We start from the raw sequence: 14,976 nt of genomic DNA on the forward strand, positions 1-14,976 counted from the left end.
CGGCGGCCTCCTCGCGGGCCGGGCCGGCCACGGCCACGGCGTGCTCGATGCGCGGCTTGGAGAAGTCGGCGGCCTGCCGGGCGGCCTTGCGGGTGCGGACGGCGGCCTCGTGCGCCGCTTGGTCGACCTTCGGCGGCACATGGCTGCGCGCCTGTTCCACGCGCGGCGCCAGGTGCGAGTCGTACTGGGCGCGAGCCTGACCGGCGGCCGTGTGCGCGGCGTGCGAAACCTTCGGGGCAAGCCGCACCCGGGCCTCGTGCGCCAGGTGCGTAGCCCTGTCCTTGGCCTCGGCCGCCCTGTCCGCGTACGGTGCCACCGCGTCCGCGGCGTGCCGCACGCTCTCCTTCGCCGAGTCGGCCGCGGCGCGCACGCTGTCTTTGCGGGTCACGGGATCCTCCTCCTTGGTGGCGTATAGGTATGTCACCTTTCCACCCTTTCCGGGATCATGCCTGCCGGATGGAACCGGGGCATGCGAGGGCGGGCATCCGGGGCATCGGCTGTACCGGAGAACGCGATCAATTCGGTACAAGCGGCGCTTGCCGACGACAATGCCACGGATCCCGGCGGCGCGCGCCCACTCGGCGGCTACTCGTCCCAATCCGGTCCGTGCGAGGATCGGGGTGTCACAGAGGACAACGGAAGGCAGATCGTGGCTGAGCAGCTTTACGCCACCCTCAAGACCAACCAGGGCGACATCGAGATTCGGCTGCTGCCGAACCACGCTCCCAAGACGGTCAAGAACTTTGTTGAGCTCGCCAAGGGCGAGCGCGAGTGGGTGCACCCCGCGACCGGCAAGAAGTCCACGGACAAGCTGTACGACGGCACGGTCTTCCACCGGGTGATCAGCGGCTTCATGATCCAGGGCGGTGACCCGCTGGGCAACGGCACCGGCGGCCCGGGCTACGAGTTCGGGGACGAGTTCCACCCCGACCTGGCCTTCACCAAGCCGTACCTGCTGGCCATGGCCAACGCGGGCCCGGGCACCAACGGCTCGCAGTTCTTCGTCACGGTGTCGCCGACGGCCTGGCTGACGGGCAAGCACACCATCTTCGGCGAGGTCACGAACGACGCGAGCAAGAAGGTCGTGGACGCCATCGCCGGCACCCAGACCAACCCGCGCACCGACCGCCCGGTCAACGACGTCGTGATCGAGTCCGTCGTGATCGAGACGCGCGAGGGCTGAGCGCCGACGCGAGCTCTCCGGGGGACGCCCGCGCGGCACACCCCGAGGGAACCAAACCGCCCCGCCCATCCGTAGAGGAAGGGCGGGGCGGCGCGTTCACGACGTCCTTCGTACGGAGAATGAGGGGACCGCAATGGACCAGGCGCCAGGAAGCCCGCAGGAGCCGCGGGACGCGCAGGGCCCGCCCATGTGCTACCGGCATCCGGACCGGGAGACGGGCATCACCTGCACCCGCTGCGAGCGGCCGATCTGCCCCGAGTGCATGATCAGCGCCTCGGTCGGCTTCCAGTGCCCCGAATGCGTCCGCGGCGGCTCGGGCACCGGGCACGCGCCCGCGGCCGGCCGGCCGCGCACGATCGCGGGCGGCACCATCGCCCAGGACCCCCGGCTGCTCACGAAGATCATCCTGGCGCTCAACCTGCTGGTGTTCGTCGCCGTGCGGGTGCGCGGCGAGGGCCTGCTCAACGACCTGGTGCTCATCGGCCAGTGGCCGCCGCATCCGTTCGTGCCCACCGAGGGCGTCGCCGACGGCCAGACGTATCGCCTGGTCACGTCGATGTTCACGCACCAGGAGATCTGGCACATCGCGTTCAACATGCTGGGCCTGTGGTGGCTCGGCGGCCCGCTGGAGGCGGCGCTCGGCCGCGCCCGCTTTCTCGCCCTCTATCTGCTGTCGGGCCTCGGTGGCAGCGCCCTGACCTACCTGGTCTCGGACGCGAACGAGGCTTCCCTCGGCGCCTCCGGCGCGATCTTCGGCCTGCTCGGCGCGACGGCGGTCCTGATGCGGCGCCTGAACTACGACATGCGCCCGGTCATCGCGCTCCTCGCGCTGAACCTGCTCTTCACCTTCACCTGGAGCGGCATCGCCTGGCAGGCCCACGTCGGCGGCCTGGTCGCCGGTGTGGCCATCGCGTACGGCATGGTGCACGCCCCGCGCGAGCGGCGCGCCCTGGTGCAGTGGGGCACGTGCGCGGTGGTGTTCGCGGTGATCGTGGTGGTCGTGGTGCTGCGGACGGCCCAGCTCACCTGACGTGCGCGGACCGGCGCGCGCACCCTCGTTGTCCACAGTCTGTGCCCGATCTTGTGCACGAAGTGGGGAACGGGTGTTCCTCGCGTCGCCGGTCCGGGTTTTCCCAGGCAGGACAAGGGGTGCGCGCGCCGGTGCGGAGAGCGGGACCAGTCACACCGGCGTCAACCTCCGGAGAGTTATCCACAGATCTTCAGACCTTTCCCCAGGTCTGTGGATGGCAGTGCTAGCGCTGTGGATAACTCAGGCCAGGGCTTGCGGAAAGGGGCTCTCCGATGAGTGGAAGCGCTACTTCCACTGGAGCGCTACTTCCACTGGGTGGAGACGCCGAAGCCCGCGGCGATGAAGCCGAAGCCGACGACGATGTTCCAGTTGCCCAGCGGATCGATCGGCAGCTTCCCGTCCGTGACGTAGAAGACGACGATCCAGGCCAGGCCGATGAGGAACATCGCCAGCATGACCGGGGCCACCCAGCTCCGGTTCGTCAGCTTGATGCTGGTCGCCTTCTTCGACGACGGCGGCGTGTAGTCGTCTGCCTTCTTGCGGATACGTGACTTCGGCACGAGGGTCTCTCCTGTCGATGCGCTGCGTGGCCGCGCAGGGAACGGGGTGGGGCGCCGGGGCCGGAACTACGGCACTACGGTGGGCGAAATCCTCCCCCGGGCGTCCGTTAGCGTAGTGCTTCCGTGGCGGTGAAGGAGATAAGGGTACGTTGAGCAATTCTGCCGACTTCCCCGGAGGGCAGGGCCGGGGCCCCCGCTGGCGGCCGATGCGGCCACGCTGGCGGCCCGTGCGGCTGCTCACGATCGCCGTCTTCGCCCTCGCCGGCCTCATCTTCGTCACCAGTTTCAACACGGCCAAGGGCACCAACATCCGCACCGACGCCTCCCTGTTGAAGCTCTCCGACCTCATCCAGGAGCGCAGCCGCGAGAACAAGGACCTGGAGGACTCCAACGGCTCCCTGCGTGACGACGTCGACTCCCTCGCCCAGCGCGACAGCCCCGGCACCAAGGCCGACGAAGCCCGCCTGAAGGCCCTGGAGAAGAACGCCGGCACCAAGAAGCTCAGCGGCGACGCCGTCACGGTCACCCTCGCCGACGCCCCGCCCGACGCCACCGCCAAGCTCCCCGGCTACCCCGAGCCCCAGCCCAACGACCTGGTCATCCACCAGCAGGACCTCCAGGCCGTGGTGAACGCGCTGTGGCAGGGCGGCGCCGAGGGCATCAAGGTCATGGACCAGCGCCTGATCTCCACCAGCGCCGTGCGCTGCGTCGGCAACACCCTGATCCTCCAGGGCCGGGTCTACTCCCCGCCGTACAAGGTCACCGCCGTCGGCGACCCGGACAAGCTCAGGAAGGCCCTCGCGGCCTCCCCGGAGATCCAGAACTACATGCTGTACGTCAACGCCTACGGGCTCGGCTGGAAAGTCGACGACGACGGGGCGGTGACTCTTCCCGGCTACTCGGGCACAGTGGATCTCCACTACGCGAAGCCTGTGGAGCAGTAGCCCTGGGGGACCCGTGCCGGTGCGAGTGATCGTCAGGACGTTCAGCGAACTGTGCATCACCATCGGGACCGTGATCGTGCTGTTCGTCGTGTACGTCCTGTTCTGGACCGGAGTGAAGGCCGACCGGGCCATGGACAGCCAGATCGACCAGCTGCAGGACCAGTGGGCGCGCGGGTCGGTCGCGGCCCGCACCGACGAGGAACCGGCGGACGCCTCACCGCCGAGGCCCGCCCCCTATCGGGACGGGAAGCCCTTCGCCGTCATGTACGTCCCGCGCTTTGGTTTCACGTGGAACAAGCCCGTGCTCCAGGGCACCGCCACCGGCACCCTCAAGAAGGGCCTCGGCCACTACGCGGGCACGGCCCAGCTCGGCCAGAAGGGCAACTTCGCCGTGGCCGGCCACCGCCGCACCTATGGCGACCCCTTCAAGGACTTCCCCGAGCTGCGCCCCGGCGACGCCGTCGTCCTGACCGACGGCGCGACCTGGTTCACGTACCGCATCGACAAGAAGCCGTACCGGACGCTGCCGGGGGACATCGGCGTCATCGATCCCGTACCGCGCAAATCCGGCTACCGCGAGCCCGGCCGCTATCTCACCCTGACCACCTGCGAGCCCGAGTGGGGCCACAGCCACCGGCTGATCGCCTGGGCGCACCTCGATGCCACCCAGCCGGTGGAGCAAGGGAAACCCGAGGCACTGCGCCGTTAGTCTGGTGCTCTACGGCGGCGGCTTGTGGCGCCTGGCGACGGAAGGGACGGCATGTACGGCTGGATCTGGCGGCATCTGCCCGGGAACGTATGGGTGAAGGCGCTGCTCTCGCTGCTGCTCGTCCTCGTGGTCGTCTATGTGCTGTTCCAGTACGTGTTTCCCTGGGCGGAGCCGCTGCTGCCCTTCAACGATGTGACGGTGGACGGCCAATGAGCGCCCGCATTCTTGTCGTCGACAACTACGACAGCTTCGTCTTCAACCTCGTGCAGTACCTGTACCAGCTCGGTGCCGAGTGCGAGGTGCTCCGCAACGACGAGGTCGAGCTGCGGCACGCGCAGGACGGCTTCGACGGGGTGCTCCTGTCGCCGGGGCCCGGCACCCCCGAACAGGCCGGTGTGTGCGTCGACATGGTCCGCCACTGCGCCGCGACCGGCGTGCCCGTCTTCGGCGTGTGCCTGGGCATGCAGTCCATGGCGGTGGCGTACGGCGGCGTGGTGGACCGGGCGCCGGAACTCCTGCACGGCAAGACCTCGCCGGTCACGCACGAGGGCCGGGGCGTCTTCGCGGGCCTGCCGTCGCCCTTCGTCGCGACCCGCTACCACTCGCTGGCGGCCGAGCCCGCCACGGTCCCGGCCGAGCTCGAAGTGACCGCGCGCACGGCCGACGGCATCATCATGGGCCTGCGCCACCGTGAACTGCCCGTCGAGGGCGTCCAGTTCCACCCCGAGTCGGTGCTCACCGAACACGGCCACCTCATGCTCGCCAACTGGCTCGCGGAGTGCGGGGACACCGGGGCCGTCGCCCGGTCGAGCGGGCTTGCCCCGGTGGTGGGCAGGGCCACGGCGTGACCGGGCACGGTGGCGGGGACGCCGCCGCGCCGGGGGAGCATCCGTCGCCGTGGTTCCGCAGCGGGTCGGCTCCGCCGGACGGGGAGGACCCGGATCCTGTGGGGCCCGTCGGCCCCGGACCTGGCCCTGGTCCCGGACCCGGACCCGGCCCTGGGCCGGAAACCCCCGTCGACGACGAAACGATCGGCCTGCGGACGGCGGACACCCGCCGTATAGCCGGTGCCGGGCAGCCGGAGCGGGCCGCGGAGCCCGTCGTCGTCCCCGGCGGGCGGGCCGCGCGCCGCAAGGCCGCCAAGCACAAGGGGCGCCGGGCCTCCGCACCTGGTCGTGGCAAGCCCACAGCCACCGCGCCCGCCAGGTCGAAGTCCAAGTCCGCGTCCGCGCCCCCGACCGGCGAGGGCGGCCGCCCCCTCACCCGCGTAGAGGCCCGCCGCGCCGCCCGTGCCGCCAAGCCGGGACCCGCCACCGTGGCCAGCCGCGTCATCGGCGAACTCTTCATCACCATCGGCGTACTGATGCTGCTCTTCGTCACGTACCAGCTCTGGTGGACGAACATAAGGGCCCAGCAGCAGGCCGACGCGGCCGCCCGCAAGCTCCAGGAGGACTGGGCGAAGGGCAAGGGCAAGCCGGGCGCCTTCGAACCCGGCCAGGGCTTCGCCCTGCTGCACATCCCGAAGCTGGACGTCGTCGTACCGGTCGCCGAGGGCATCGACAAGCAGAAGGTCCTCGACCGGGGCATGGTGGGCCACTACAACAAGGGCGGCACCAAGACCCCGATGCCGGAGGCGAACCCCGGCAACTTCGCGGTCGCCGGACACCGGAACACGCACGGCGAGCCGTTCCGGTACATCAACAAGCTCAAACCGGGCGACCCGATCGTCGTCGAGACGCAGGACAAGTACTTCGTCTACAAGATGGCGAGCATCCTGCCGCAGACCGGCCCCGGCAACACGGCGGTGCTCGACGCGGTGCCGCCCGGCTCCGGCTTCACGAAACCCGGCCGCTACATCACACTGACCACCTGTACCCCCGAGTTCACGAGTAAGTACCGAATGATCGTGTGGGGCAAGATGGTCGAGGACCGGCCGCGCGCTGACGGAAAACCGCCCGCGCTGGTCGACTAGGGGCCGACGACGCCGAGACAGCTGAGACAGACGGGGCAGATGCAGTGGCAGCCACCACCGAAGAGGACGAGCAGGAGCGGACGGGGGAGTCCGAGTCCGCGCCCGCGCCCGCGAGGCGGCCGCGCGGCCGCGGACGCCTCGCGACAGCCGTCAGCGTCTTCGGCGAACTCCTCATCACCGCCGGCCTGATCCTCGGCCTGTTCGTCGCCTACTCCCTCTGGTGGACGAACGTCATAGCGGACCGCGAGGCCAAGAAGCAGGGCAACCGCGTCCGCGACCACTGGGAGGCCAAGGGCCCCGGCGCGCTCAACACCAAGGACGGCATCGGCTTCCTCCACGTACCCACGATGAGCGGCGGCGAGATCCTCGTCACCAAGGGCACCAACAGCAAGACCCTCAACCACGGTGTCGCCGGCTACTACACGAAGCCCATCAAGTCCGCGCTGCCGCAGGACGAGAAGGGCAACTTCTCGCTGGCCGCGCACCGGGACGGCCACGGCGCGAAGTTCCACAAGATCGACAAGATCGACGAGGGCGACCCGATCGTCTTCGAGACCCGCGACAAGTGGTACGTCTACAAGGTCTACAAGACCCTCCCCGAGACCTCGAAATACAACGTCCGCGTCCTGGACCCCGTCCCCAAGGAGTCGGGCGCGAAGAAGGCGGACCGCTACATCACACTCACCACGTGCACGCCGGTCTTCACGTCGAAGTACCGCTACGTGGTGTGGGGCAAGCTGGAGCGGATCGAGAAGGTCGACAACGAGCGGACACCGCCGCCGGAGCTGGACTGAGCGTCGTTGAAGTAGGAGGGCCCCGGCACCTGATGGTGCCGGGGCCCTCCTACGTGCGGTGTCGCGGTGCGGGTCAGTCCCGCTCGTGGCGGCCGAAGCCGGTGGCGCCCTCGATGAAGCCGCCGCCGTTGCCGCCGCCGTTGTCGCCGCCGCCCTGGTCACCGCCGCCCGGCGTGCCGCCGGTGGTCACCAGGTTGACCGCGGTGCCGGTCTTGACCTGCTGGCCGCCGGCCGGGTCGGAGATGATCACCGTGGCGTCGTCGTCCTGCGGGCCCGTGATGTTGCCGACCGTCAGGTCCGCGTCCTCAAGGGCGTCACGGGCGTCGGAGAGCTTCTGGCCCCCGAGCGCCGGAACCGCCACGTCCTCCGGCTCCTCCTCGGCCTTCTTCTTGGCGACCTGGACGGTCACCGTGGAGTTCGGGTCGACCTGCGTGTTGGCCGCGGGCGAGGTCTGGATGACCTTGCCCTCCTCGACGCTCTCGCTCTCGACGTCCGAGCGGACCGGATTCAGGCCGCTGTCCTCCAACTGCTTCTTCGCGGCTTCCCAGGTCTGACCGGAGACGTCCGGGACCGGCGTCTGGGTCTTCTCCTTGGCCACGCTCAGCGTGATGGTGCTGCCCTTCTGAACCTCGCTGCCCGACGTCGGGTCCTGTTCGAGAACCTCGCCCGGGGTCTCCGGGGACTCCACCTGCTTGGTCTTGACGACGAACTGGTACTTGTCGCCCTCGAGCTTCTTCGTCGCGGCATCGACGTCCGAGCCGATGACGCTCGGTACCGCCACCTTCGGCGCCCCCGTCGACACGACCACATTGATCGTGTCGCCCTTCTCGACCTTGGTGTCGGGGGTGGGGTCCTGCGAGCAGATCTCCCCCTTGGGGTACTTCTCGCACGGCTTGCGCTCGGACACGGCGATGGTCAGGTCGACGTTCTTCGCGGACTTCTGCGCTTCCTTCAGCGTCTCGCCCACGAAGTTCGGCGCCTTCGTGTCGTCGCTCGTTCCGCTGTTCCCGGTGAACGCCCACTTCCCGATGAGGATCGCGCCCACCAGGACCAGGATGCCCGCGAGGACGAGCAGGATCGTCGACGTATTGCTCTTCTTCTGGCGGCCGCGCCGCGACCCGTCGTCGTATCCGCCCTCGTCGGGGTTGACCGGCGGCATCATGGACGTCTGGCCGTGGCCGGCGGCGCCGTTCTGGGGGCGGAGCATGGCCGTGGCCTGGTCGTCCGGGTGGCCGCCGTAGCCGACGGAGCCCATCGCGGCGGTGGCGGCGACGGGCTGGCCGTCGAGGCATGCCTCGATGTCGGCGCGCATCTCGTCGGCCGACTGGTAGCGGTAGTCCGGGTCCTTGGTGAGCGCCTTCAGGACGATCGCGTCCATTTCGGGCGTGATCTCGTTGTCGAAGACGCTCGGGGCCTGGGGCTCTTCCCGTACGTGCTGGTACGCGACCGCGACCGGGGAGTCGCCGACGAACGGCGGGCGGACGGTCAGGAGCTCGTAGAGCAGGCAACCGGTGGAGTAGAGGTCGCTTCGCGCGTCCACCTGCTCGCCCTTGGCCTGCTCGGGCGAGAGGTACTGCGCGGTGCCGATGACCGCCGCCGTCTGCGTCATCGTCATGCCGGACTCGCCCATCGCGCGCGCGATGCCGAAGTCCATCACCTTGACCTGGCCGTTGCGCGTCAGCATGACGTTCGCGGGCTTGATGTCGCGGTGGACGATCTGGTTGCGGTGCGAGTACTCCAGGGCCTGGAGGATGCCGATCGTCATCTCCATGGCGCGCTCCGGCAGGAGCTTGCGGCCGGAGTGCAGCAGTTCGCGCAGCGTGGAGCCGTCGACGTACTCCATGACGATGTACGGGATGGAGACCCCGTCGACGTAGTCCTCGCCGGTGTCGTAGACCGCGACGATCGCCGGGTGGTTGAGCGAGGCGGCCGACTGGGCCTCACGGCGGAACCGGGCCTGGAACGACGGGTCGCGGGCGAGGTCCACCCGCAGCGTCTTCACCGCCACGGTGCGGCCGAGGCGGGTGTCGTGCGCGAGGTAGACCTCCGCCATCCCGCCGCGGCCGAGCACCTGGCCCAGCTCGTACCGGCCGCCGAGGCGACGCGGCTCTTCCATAGCTATTCCAGCCCTCTCCGTCGGTCCCCGACCGCACCGTGTTGCGCGGTCCGGCGGTGTGCTGTCCGGGCATACCGTACCCGGCTCGCCTGGCGTGACCCGGCCGCAACCGTCACCCGATACAGGACCGGTATCGCAACGTGCACCGATGTGAAGGGGCCGTGACAGGGGTCACTTCTTGCTGTCGAGAACCGCCTTCATCACGTCCTTCGCGATCGGCGCCGCCAGACCGCCACCGGAGATGTCGTCCCGGCTGGCGTCGCTGTCCTCGACGACGACGGCGACGGCGACCGGCGATCCCGAGTCGGTCTTGGCGTAGCTGATGAACCAGGCGTACGGGTTCTTGCTGTTGTTGAGGCCGTGCTGCGCGGTACCGGTCTTGCCGCCCACTGTGACGCCCGGGATCTTGGCGGCGGTTCCCGTGCCCTCGTTCACCACGGTCTGCATCATGTCCTGGAGCTTCTGCGCGTTCTCCTTGGACATGGGCTCGCTCATTTCCTTGGGCGAGTGCTTCTCGATCACGTCGAGGTTCGGCGCCTGGAGCTCCTTGACCATGTACGGCTCCATCAGCGTGCCGTCGTTGGCGATCGCGGAGGTGACCATGGCCATCTGCAGCGGCGTCGCGGCCGTCTCGAACTGACCGATGGAGGACAGCGCCGTCTGCGGCCGGTCCATCTCCTTCGGGAAGACGGAGGCGTTGGAACGGACCGGGACGAACTGCTCCTCGTTGAAGCCGAACTTCTCCGCCGTCTCCAGCATCTTGTCCTTGCCGAGATCCGAGCCGATCTTGCCGAAGACGGTGTTGCAGGACACCCGCAGCGCCTCGCGCAGCGTGGCGTTCTTGCAGGGGATGTTGCCCTCGTTCTTCAGCGGAGTGGTGGTGTCCGGCATCGTCCACGGCAGCGGCGACTTGGTCTTGTCGTCTATGTCCGTGTACAGGCCGTGCTCCATCGCCGCCGCGGCCGTGACCACCTTGAAGGTGGAGCCGGGCGGGTAGGTCTCGCGCAGCGCGCGGTTCAGCATCGGCTTGTCGCGGTCCTTGTCGAGCTTCCCGAAGGTCTCGGCTTCCTTGTTGGTGTTGCCCGCGAAGCTGGAGGGGTCGTACGAAGGAGTGGAGGCGAGCGCCAGGATCGCGCCCGTGGACGGGTCGATCGCGGCGACGGCGCCCTTGCCGCGGCCCTTCAGGCCGTTGTACGCGGCCTTCTGGGCGTCGGCGTTGAGGGTTGTGACGACATTGCCGCCCTCCTTCTTCTTGCCGGTCAGCATGTCGAGGCTGCGGCGGAAGAAGAGCCGGTCGTCGTTGCCGGTGAGGATGCGGTCCTCGATGGACTCGATCTGCGTGGCGCCGATGCGCTGCGAGGCGAAGCCGGTCACGGGCGACCACATGGGCCCGTTCTTGTACGTCCGCTTGTACTTGAAGTCGTCGCCGTCGACCTTCTGCGAGCCGGTGATGGCCTTGCCGTCGACGATGATGTCGCCGCGCGGCTGGGCGTACCGCTCTATGGGGACGCGGCGGTTCATCTCGTGCTCGGCGAGGTTGTCGGCCTGCACGTACTGCAGCCAGTTGTCGCGGATGAGCAGCGCGAGGACGAGCAGGCCGCAGAAGATCGCGATGCGGCGCAGAGGCTTGTTCACGGCCGTACCACCTGGGTCATCTCGGCGTCGGGGTTCGGTGCGGGCGACGGGGCCGGGCGGCGCGCGGTGTCGCTGATGCGCAGCAGGATGCCGACCAGCGCCCAGTTGGCGATCACCGATGAACCGCCGTACGCGATGAACGGCATCGTCATACCCGTCAGCGGGATCAGACCCATGACGCCGCCCGCGACGACGAAGACCTGGATCGCGAAGGCGCCGGACAGGCCGACCGCGAGGAGCTTGCCGAACGGGTCGCGGGCGGCGAGCGCCGTGCGCACACCGCGCTCCACGATCAGGCCGTAGATCAGCAGGACGGCCATCACGCCGGCGAGGCCCAGCTCCTCGCCGTACGTGGCGAGGATGAAGTCGGAGTTGGCGGCGAAGCCGATGAGGTCGGAGTGGCCCTGGCCGAGGCCGCTGCCGAGGGTGCCACCGGAGCCGAACGCCATCAGGGACTGGGCGATCTGGTCACTGTTCTGCGCGATCACGTCGGAGTTGAACGGATCCAGCCAGGCGTCCACACGCTGCTGCACGTGCGGCTCGAAGGACGCCACACCGACGGCGCCCACGCCGGACATCAGCAGACCGAACACGATCCAGCTGGTGCGCTCCGTGGCCACGTACAGCATCACGACGAACATGCCGAAGAACAGCAGCGACGTACCGAGGTCGGTCTCGAAGACCAGGATCAGGATGGACATCGCCCAGACGACCAGGATCGGACCGAGGTCACGGCCGCGGGGCAGATACAGGCCCATGAAGCGGCGGCTGGCGAGCGCGAGCGCGTCCCGCTTCACCATCAGATACCCGGCGAAGAAGATCGCGATGACGATCTTCGCGAACTCGCCCGGCTGGATGGAGAACCCGCCGACGCGGATCCAGATGCGCGCGCCGAAGACGTTCATGCCGAGCCCCGGGACCAGCGGCAGGAGCAGCAGGCCGATGGCGGCGACCATCGAGATGTACGTGTACCGCTGCAGGACGCGGTGGTCCTTGAGCAGCAGCAGGACGCCGACGAACAGGGCGATGCCGACCGCGGAGTAGAGCAGTTGGTTGGGCGCCGCCTCGGAGAAGTTGGGCCGCTGCTGGAGCTTCTCCGACTGGTCGAGCCGCCAGATGACCACCAGGCCGAGCCCGTTGAGCAGCGTGGCGAGGGGCAGCAGCAGCGGGTCCGCGTACGGCGCGAACTTGCGCACGACCAGGTGCGCGACGCCGGCGAGCAGGCCGAGGCCGAGGCCGTAGCCGAGCATGCCGGGCGGCAGCTCGCCGGAGATGGCGAGGCCCACGTTCATGTAGGCGAACAGCGGGATGACGACGGCGAACACCAGGAGCGCGAGCTCGGTGTTGCGCCGGCTCGGCGCTCCGATGGCGCCGATCGTCGACGTGTGTGTAGTGCTACTGCTCATGGCGTGCAAGGGCCCCCAACGGCTGCTTACTGCTTACCGCACTGCGGGACCAGATCCTTCTCCTGCTCGGAGAGGCTGGGGCCGGGTGTGGGAGTCGGTGCGGCGGTGGACTCGGACTTGGCGTCCTTGGCGGTCTTCGCGCTCGCGGCGGCGGCCGTGTTCTTGGCGCTCGCCGCGGTCGCGTTGTTGTTGTTCGCGTTGCGGAAGTCGGGCTTGGAGGTCTCGGACGGGTCGGGCCGGCCGGTCTGGCCGCCCGCCTCGCCCTCGCCGGGCTTGGCGTCGCGCTCGTTCTTCTCGCGCTTCTCGCGGTTCTCCTGCTCGATCTTGCGGCGCTCGGCGTCCTTCTTGCACGCCGATGCCTGCAGACCCAGCTCGTCGATCTTCTTCCTGGCGTCTTCGAGGCTGCCTTCGGAGATCGTCGACTCGACCTGCTTGCGCTGATACGGCGGCAGGTACTTGAGTTCGATCTCGGGGTGGTCCTTCTCGACCTTCGACAGGCTCACCCACGCGAGGTCCTGGTCGATGCCGCGGTAGAGCGCGACGTGCTCGGCCTTGGCGCCCACGTAGTACTGCGTCTGGGTCCAGCGGTATCCGCCGTAGAGGCCGCCGCCGACGACGGCCAGCGCGAGCGCCGTGTACAGCGATCTCTTCAGCCACTTGCGGCCGCCGCCGGGCTTGACGAAGTCCTCGTCGCCGTACGTCCCGAAGGAGCCCTCCGGGACGTACCCCGTGGTGTCGCCGCTCCCGGGCGGGCCGAAGCCGCCTCCGGAGGGGCTGGGGGGCGTCTGGCGGCCGAGGCCCGAGGCGCGTCCCGCGGGGGTCTGCATGGCGCCGTCGTCGTTCGCCTGGAGCTGGTTCTCGGCGACCGCGCCGACCACCACGGGGGTGTCGGAGAGCTGACCCGCGAGGGTGTCGCCGGTGTCGATGTCCAGGACGTCGGCGACGATCACCGTGATGTTGTCGGGGCCGCCGCCGCGCAGCGCGAGCTGGATGAGCTCCTGCACGGTCTCCTGGGGGCCCTGATAGCTGGCGAGCGTGTCCTCCATCGTCTGGTGGGACACGACCCCGGAGAGGCCGTCTGAGCAGATCAAGTACCGGTCGCCCGCGCGGACTTCACGGATCGACAGGTCCGGCTCGACGTGGTCGCCGCTGCCGAGCGCGCGCATCAGGAGCGAGCGCTGCGGATGCGTCGTCGCCTCCTCCTCGGTGATCCGGCCCTCGTCGACGAGCCGCTGCACCCAGGTGTGGTCCTGCGTGATCTGCGTCAGCACGCCGTCGCGCAGCAGATACGCGCGCGAGTCGCCGACATGGACGAGACCGAGCCGCTGGCCCGTCCAGAGCAGGGCCGTGAGCGTCGTGCCCATGCCTTCGAGCTGCGGGTCCTCCTCGACCATCAGCCGGAGCTGGTCGTTGGCCCGCTGCACGGCCGTGCCGAGCGAGGTGAGGATGTCCGAGCCGGGCACGTCGTCGTCGAGCGTGACGAGCGTCGAGATCACCTCGGAGCTGGCGACCTCGCCCGCGGCCTGGCCGCCCATGCCGTCGGCGATGGCGAGGAGACGCGGACCCGCGTAGCCGGAGTCCTCGTTCCCCTCCCGGATCATGCCTTTGTGCGATCCGGCGGCGAAGCGCAGTGACAGACTCATGCGCACCTCGCCCGTCGGCTCCGGGTACATCCGCACGGTGCCCACCCTCCGGTCGGGAGCGCGCTGGCGTCCAAGTCCTGGACCGCGTCGGCTCGCTCGCTCCGCTCGCTCATTGTCGTACTACTTCCGCAGCTCGATGACGGTCTTGCCGATGCGGATCGGCGCGCCCAGCGGAACGGGCGTCGGGGTGGTCAGGCGGGTCCGGTCGAGATATGTGCCGTTCGTGGACCCGAGATCCTCGACGATCCACTGGCCGTCACGGTCCGGGTAGATCCTGGCATGCCTGCTGGAGGCGTAGTCGTCGTCCAGCACGATGGTCGAGTCGTGCGCCCGGCCGAGCGTGATCGTCTGCCCCTGGAGGGCGACGGTGGTGCCCGTGAGGGTGCCCTCGGAGACGACCAGCTTGGTGGGGGCGCCGCGACGCTGGCGGCCACCGCTCTGCTGGCGCTGCGGCGGTGGCGCGGTCTGCTGCTGTTGGCGGGCCGCCTGCTGGCGGCCGCCCTCACGGCGCGATCCGCGCTGAGTGACACGCGTACCGAACAGGTCGCTGCGGATGACCTGGACGGCCACGATCACGAACAGCCACAGAACGGCCAGGAAACCCAGCCGCATGACCGTCAGGGTCAGCTCTGACATTGCCCCCGCTTCACCCTTCGGCTTGCCGGTAAATGATGGTGGTGCTGCCCACGACGATCCGCGAGCCGTCGCGGAGCGTAGCGCGGGTGGTGTGCTGCCCGTCTACCACGATGCCGTTGGTAGACCCGAGATCCTGGATCGTCGAGGGCGTTCCGGTCCGGATCTCACAGTGCCGGCGCGATACGCCGGGGTCGTCGATCCGCACATCGGCGTCGGTGCTGCGGCCCAGCACCAGCGTCGGGCGGGAGATCTGATGGCGGTTGCCGTTGATCTCAATCCAGCGCCGCACTTGCGCGCCCGGAAGGGGGCCGGCGCCCGGCCCCTGCGGCCGGCCCGGCGCCGCTGCGG

General features: G+C 69.2%; 16 protein-coding genes. 8 read left to right on the forward strand and 8 right to left on the reverse strand.

Going from position 1 to position 14,976, the window contains the following annotated elements:
- The coding region (locus STRAU_RS12800; protein WP_037659010.1) for a DUF5324 family protein at window positions 1-388 on the reverse strand (388 nt) is incomplete at its 3' end.
- A gap of 261 nt (window positions 389-649) precedes the next feature.
- On the opposite strand from STRAU_RS12800, the gene STRAU_RS12805 reads away from it, so the two are divergent.
- Both STRAU_RS12805 and STRAU_RS12810 read left to right on the forward strand, forming a co-directional pair.
- Window positions 650-1,183: a peptidylprolyl isomerase gene (locus tag STRAU_RS12805; RefSeq protein ID WP_016640720.1), complete on the forward strand. Its 534-nt coding sequence runs from the start codon at window positions 650-652 to the stop codon at window positions 1,181-1,183.
- A 133-nt stretch (window positions 1,184-1,316) separates the two neighbouring features.
- Window positions 1,317-2,213, forward strand: coding sequence for a rhomboid family intramembrane serine protease (locus STRAU_RS12810; protein WP_037659013.1), 897 nt, complete (start codon window positions 1,317-1,319; stop codon window positions 2,211-2,213).
- Window positions 2,214-2,515: 302 nt separating this feature from the next.
- On the opposite strand, the gene crgA is transcribed toward STRAU_RS12810, so the two are convergent.
- Entirely contained in the window at window positions 2,516-2,773 is a 258-nt protein-coding gene (gene crgA, locus STRAU_RS12815; protein ID WP_016640722.1) for a cell division protein CrgA, read from the reverse strand.
- A gap of 149 nt (window positions 2,774-2,922) precedes the next feature.
- Here crgA and STRAU_RS12820 point away from each other — a divergent pair, with 149 nt between their 5' ends.
- From STRAU_RS12820 to STRAU_RS12845, 6 genes are read left to right on the forward strand one after another with little or no spacing between them, the layout of a single operon-like run.
- Window positions 2,923-3,717, forward strand: a complete 795-nt coding sequence (locus STRAU_RS12820; protein ID WP_037659014.1) for a DUF881 domain-containing protein — start codon at window positions 2,923-2,925, stop codon at window positions 3,715-3,717.
- Between the two features lie 19 nt (window positions 3,718-3,736).
- Window positions 3,737-4,426: a class E sortase gene (locus tag STRAU_RS12825; RefSeq protein ID WP_037659016.1), complete on the forward strand. Its 690-nt coding sequence runs from the start codon at window positions 3,737-3,739 to the stop codon at window positions 4,424-4,426.
- A 51-nt stretch (window positions 4,427-4,477) separates the two neighbouring features.
- Window positions 4,478-4,639, forward strand: a complete 162-nt coding sequence (locus STRAU_RS42935; RefSeq protein WP_016640725.1) for a hypothetical protein — start codon at window positions 4,478-4,480, stop codon at window positions 4,637-4,639.
- Window positions 4,636-5,274 (forward strand): aminodeoxychorismate/anthranilate synthase component II, encoded by a 639-nt coding sequence (locus STRAU_RS12835; RefSeq protein WP_016640726.1) that lies wholly within the window; start codon window positions 4,636-4,638, stop codon window positions 5,272-5,274. Before STRAU_RS42935 ends, STRAU_RS12835 begins: the two co-directional genes overlap by 4 nt.
- Window positions 5,271-6,398 (forward strand): class E sortase, encoded by a 1,128-nt coding sequence (locus STRAU_RS12840; RefSeq protein ID WP_016640727.1) that lies wholly within the window; start codon window positions 5,271-5,273, stop codon window positions 6,396-6,398. Before STRAU_RS12835 ends, STRAU_RS12840 begins: the two co-directional genes overlap by 4 nt.
- Before the next feature lie 44 nt (window positions 6,399-6,442).
- Window positions 6,443-7,192, forward strand: a complete 750-nt coding sequence (locus STRAU_RS12845) for a class E sortase (protein WP_016640728.1) — start codon at window positions 6,443-6,445, stop codon at window positions 7,190-7,192.
- A gap of 73 nt (window positions 7,193-7,265) precedes the next feature.
- Here the strand turns inward: STRAU_RS12845 and pknB are convergent, their stop codons facing one another.
- The 6 genes from pknB to STRAU_RS12875 form a co-directional block, all read right to left on the reverse strand.
- A complete protein-coding gene (gene pknB / locus STRAU_RS12850) occupies window positions 7,266-9,308 on the reverse strand; it encodes a Stk1 family PASTA domain-containing Ser/Thr kinase (RefSeq protein ID WP_016640729.1) in 2,043 nt (680 codons plus the stop codon).
- A 171-nt stretch (window positions 9,309-9,479) separates the two neighbouring features.
- A complete protein-coding gene (locus tag STRAU_RS12855; RefSeq protein WP_016640730.1) occupies window positions 9,480-10,943 on the reverse strand; it encodes a peptidoglycan D,D-transpeptidase FtsI family protein in 1,464 nt (487 codons plus the stop codon).
- On the reverse strand, window positions 10,940-12,349 hold the full coding sequence (locus STRAU_RS12860; protein ID WP_037659015.1) for an FtsW/RodA/SpoVE family cell cycle protein: 1,410 nt from the start codon (window positions 12,347-12,349) through the stop codon (window positions 10,940-10,942). The genes STRAU_RS12855 and STRAU_RS12860 overlap by 4 nt, the downstream gene beginning before the upstream one ends.
- 26 nt (window positions 12,350-12,375) lie before the next feature.
- Entirely contained in the window at window positions 12,376-13,992 is a 1,617-nt protein-coding gene (locus STRAU_RS12865) for a Stp1/IreP family PP2C-type Ser/Thr phosphatase (RefSeq protein ID WP_259299897.1), read from the reverse strand.
- A gap of 120 nt (window positions 13,993-14,112) precedes the next feature.
- A complete protein-coding gene (locus STRAU_RS12870) occupies window positions 14,113-14,628 on the reverse strand; it encodes an FHA domain-containing protein FhaB/FipA (RefSeq protein ID WP_016640733.1) in 516 nt (171 codons plus the stop codon).
- A 10-nt stretch (window positions 14,629-14,638) separates the two neighbouring features.
- A partial coding sequence (locus STRAU_RS12875; RefSeq protein ID WP_037659017.1) for an FHA domain-containing protein occupies window positions 14,639-14,976 on the reverse strand: 338 nt, incomplete at its 5' end.

The sequence above is a fragment of the Streptomyces aurantiacus JA 4570 genome (assembly GCF_000414115.1).
GTDB lineage: Bacteria > Actinomycetota > Actinomycetes > Streptomycetales > Streptomycetaceae > Streptomyces > Streptomyces aurantiacus_A.

Coding starts and splice junctions, on each gene's coding strand:
- STRAU_RS12865 (WP_259299897.1), bottom strand. CDS start 13,992: ATGAGTCTGTCACTGCGCTTCGCCGCCGGATCGCACAAAGGCATGATC.
- STRAU_RS12810 (WP_037659013.1), top strand. CDS start 1,317: ATGGACCAGGCGCCAGGAAGCCCGCAGGAGCCGCGGGACGCGCAGGGC.
- STRAU_RS12835 (WP_016640726.1), top strand. CDS start 4,636: ATGAGCGCCCGCATTCTTGTCGTCGACAACTACGACAGCTTCGTCTTC.
- STRAU_RS42935 (WP_016640725.1), top strand. CDS start 4,478: ATGTACGGCTGGATCTGGCGGCATCTGCCCGGGAACGTATGGGTGAAG.
- pknB (WP_016640729.1), bottom strand. CDS start 9,308: ATGGAAGAGCCGCGTCGCCTCGGCGGCCGGTACGAGCTGGGCCAGGTG.
- STRAU_RS12860 (WP_037659015.1), bottom strand. CDS start 12,349: ATGAGCAGTAGCACTACACACACGTCGACGATCGGCGCCATCGGAGCG.
- STRAU_RS12870 (WP_016640733.1), bottom strand. CDS start 14,628: ATGTCAGAGCTGACCCTGACGGTCATGCGGCTGGGTTTCCTGGCCGTT.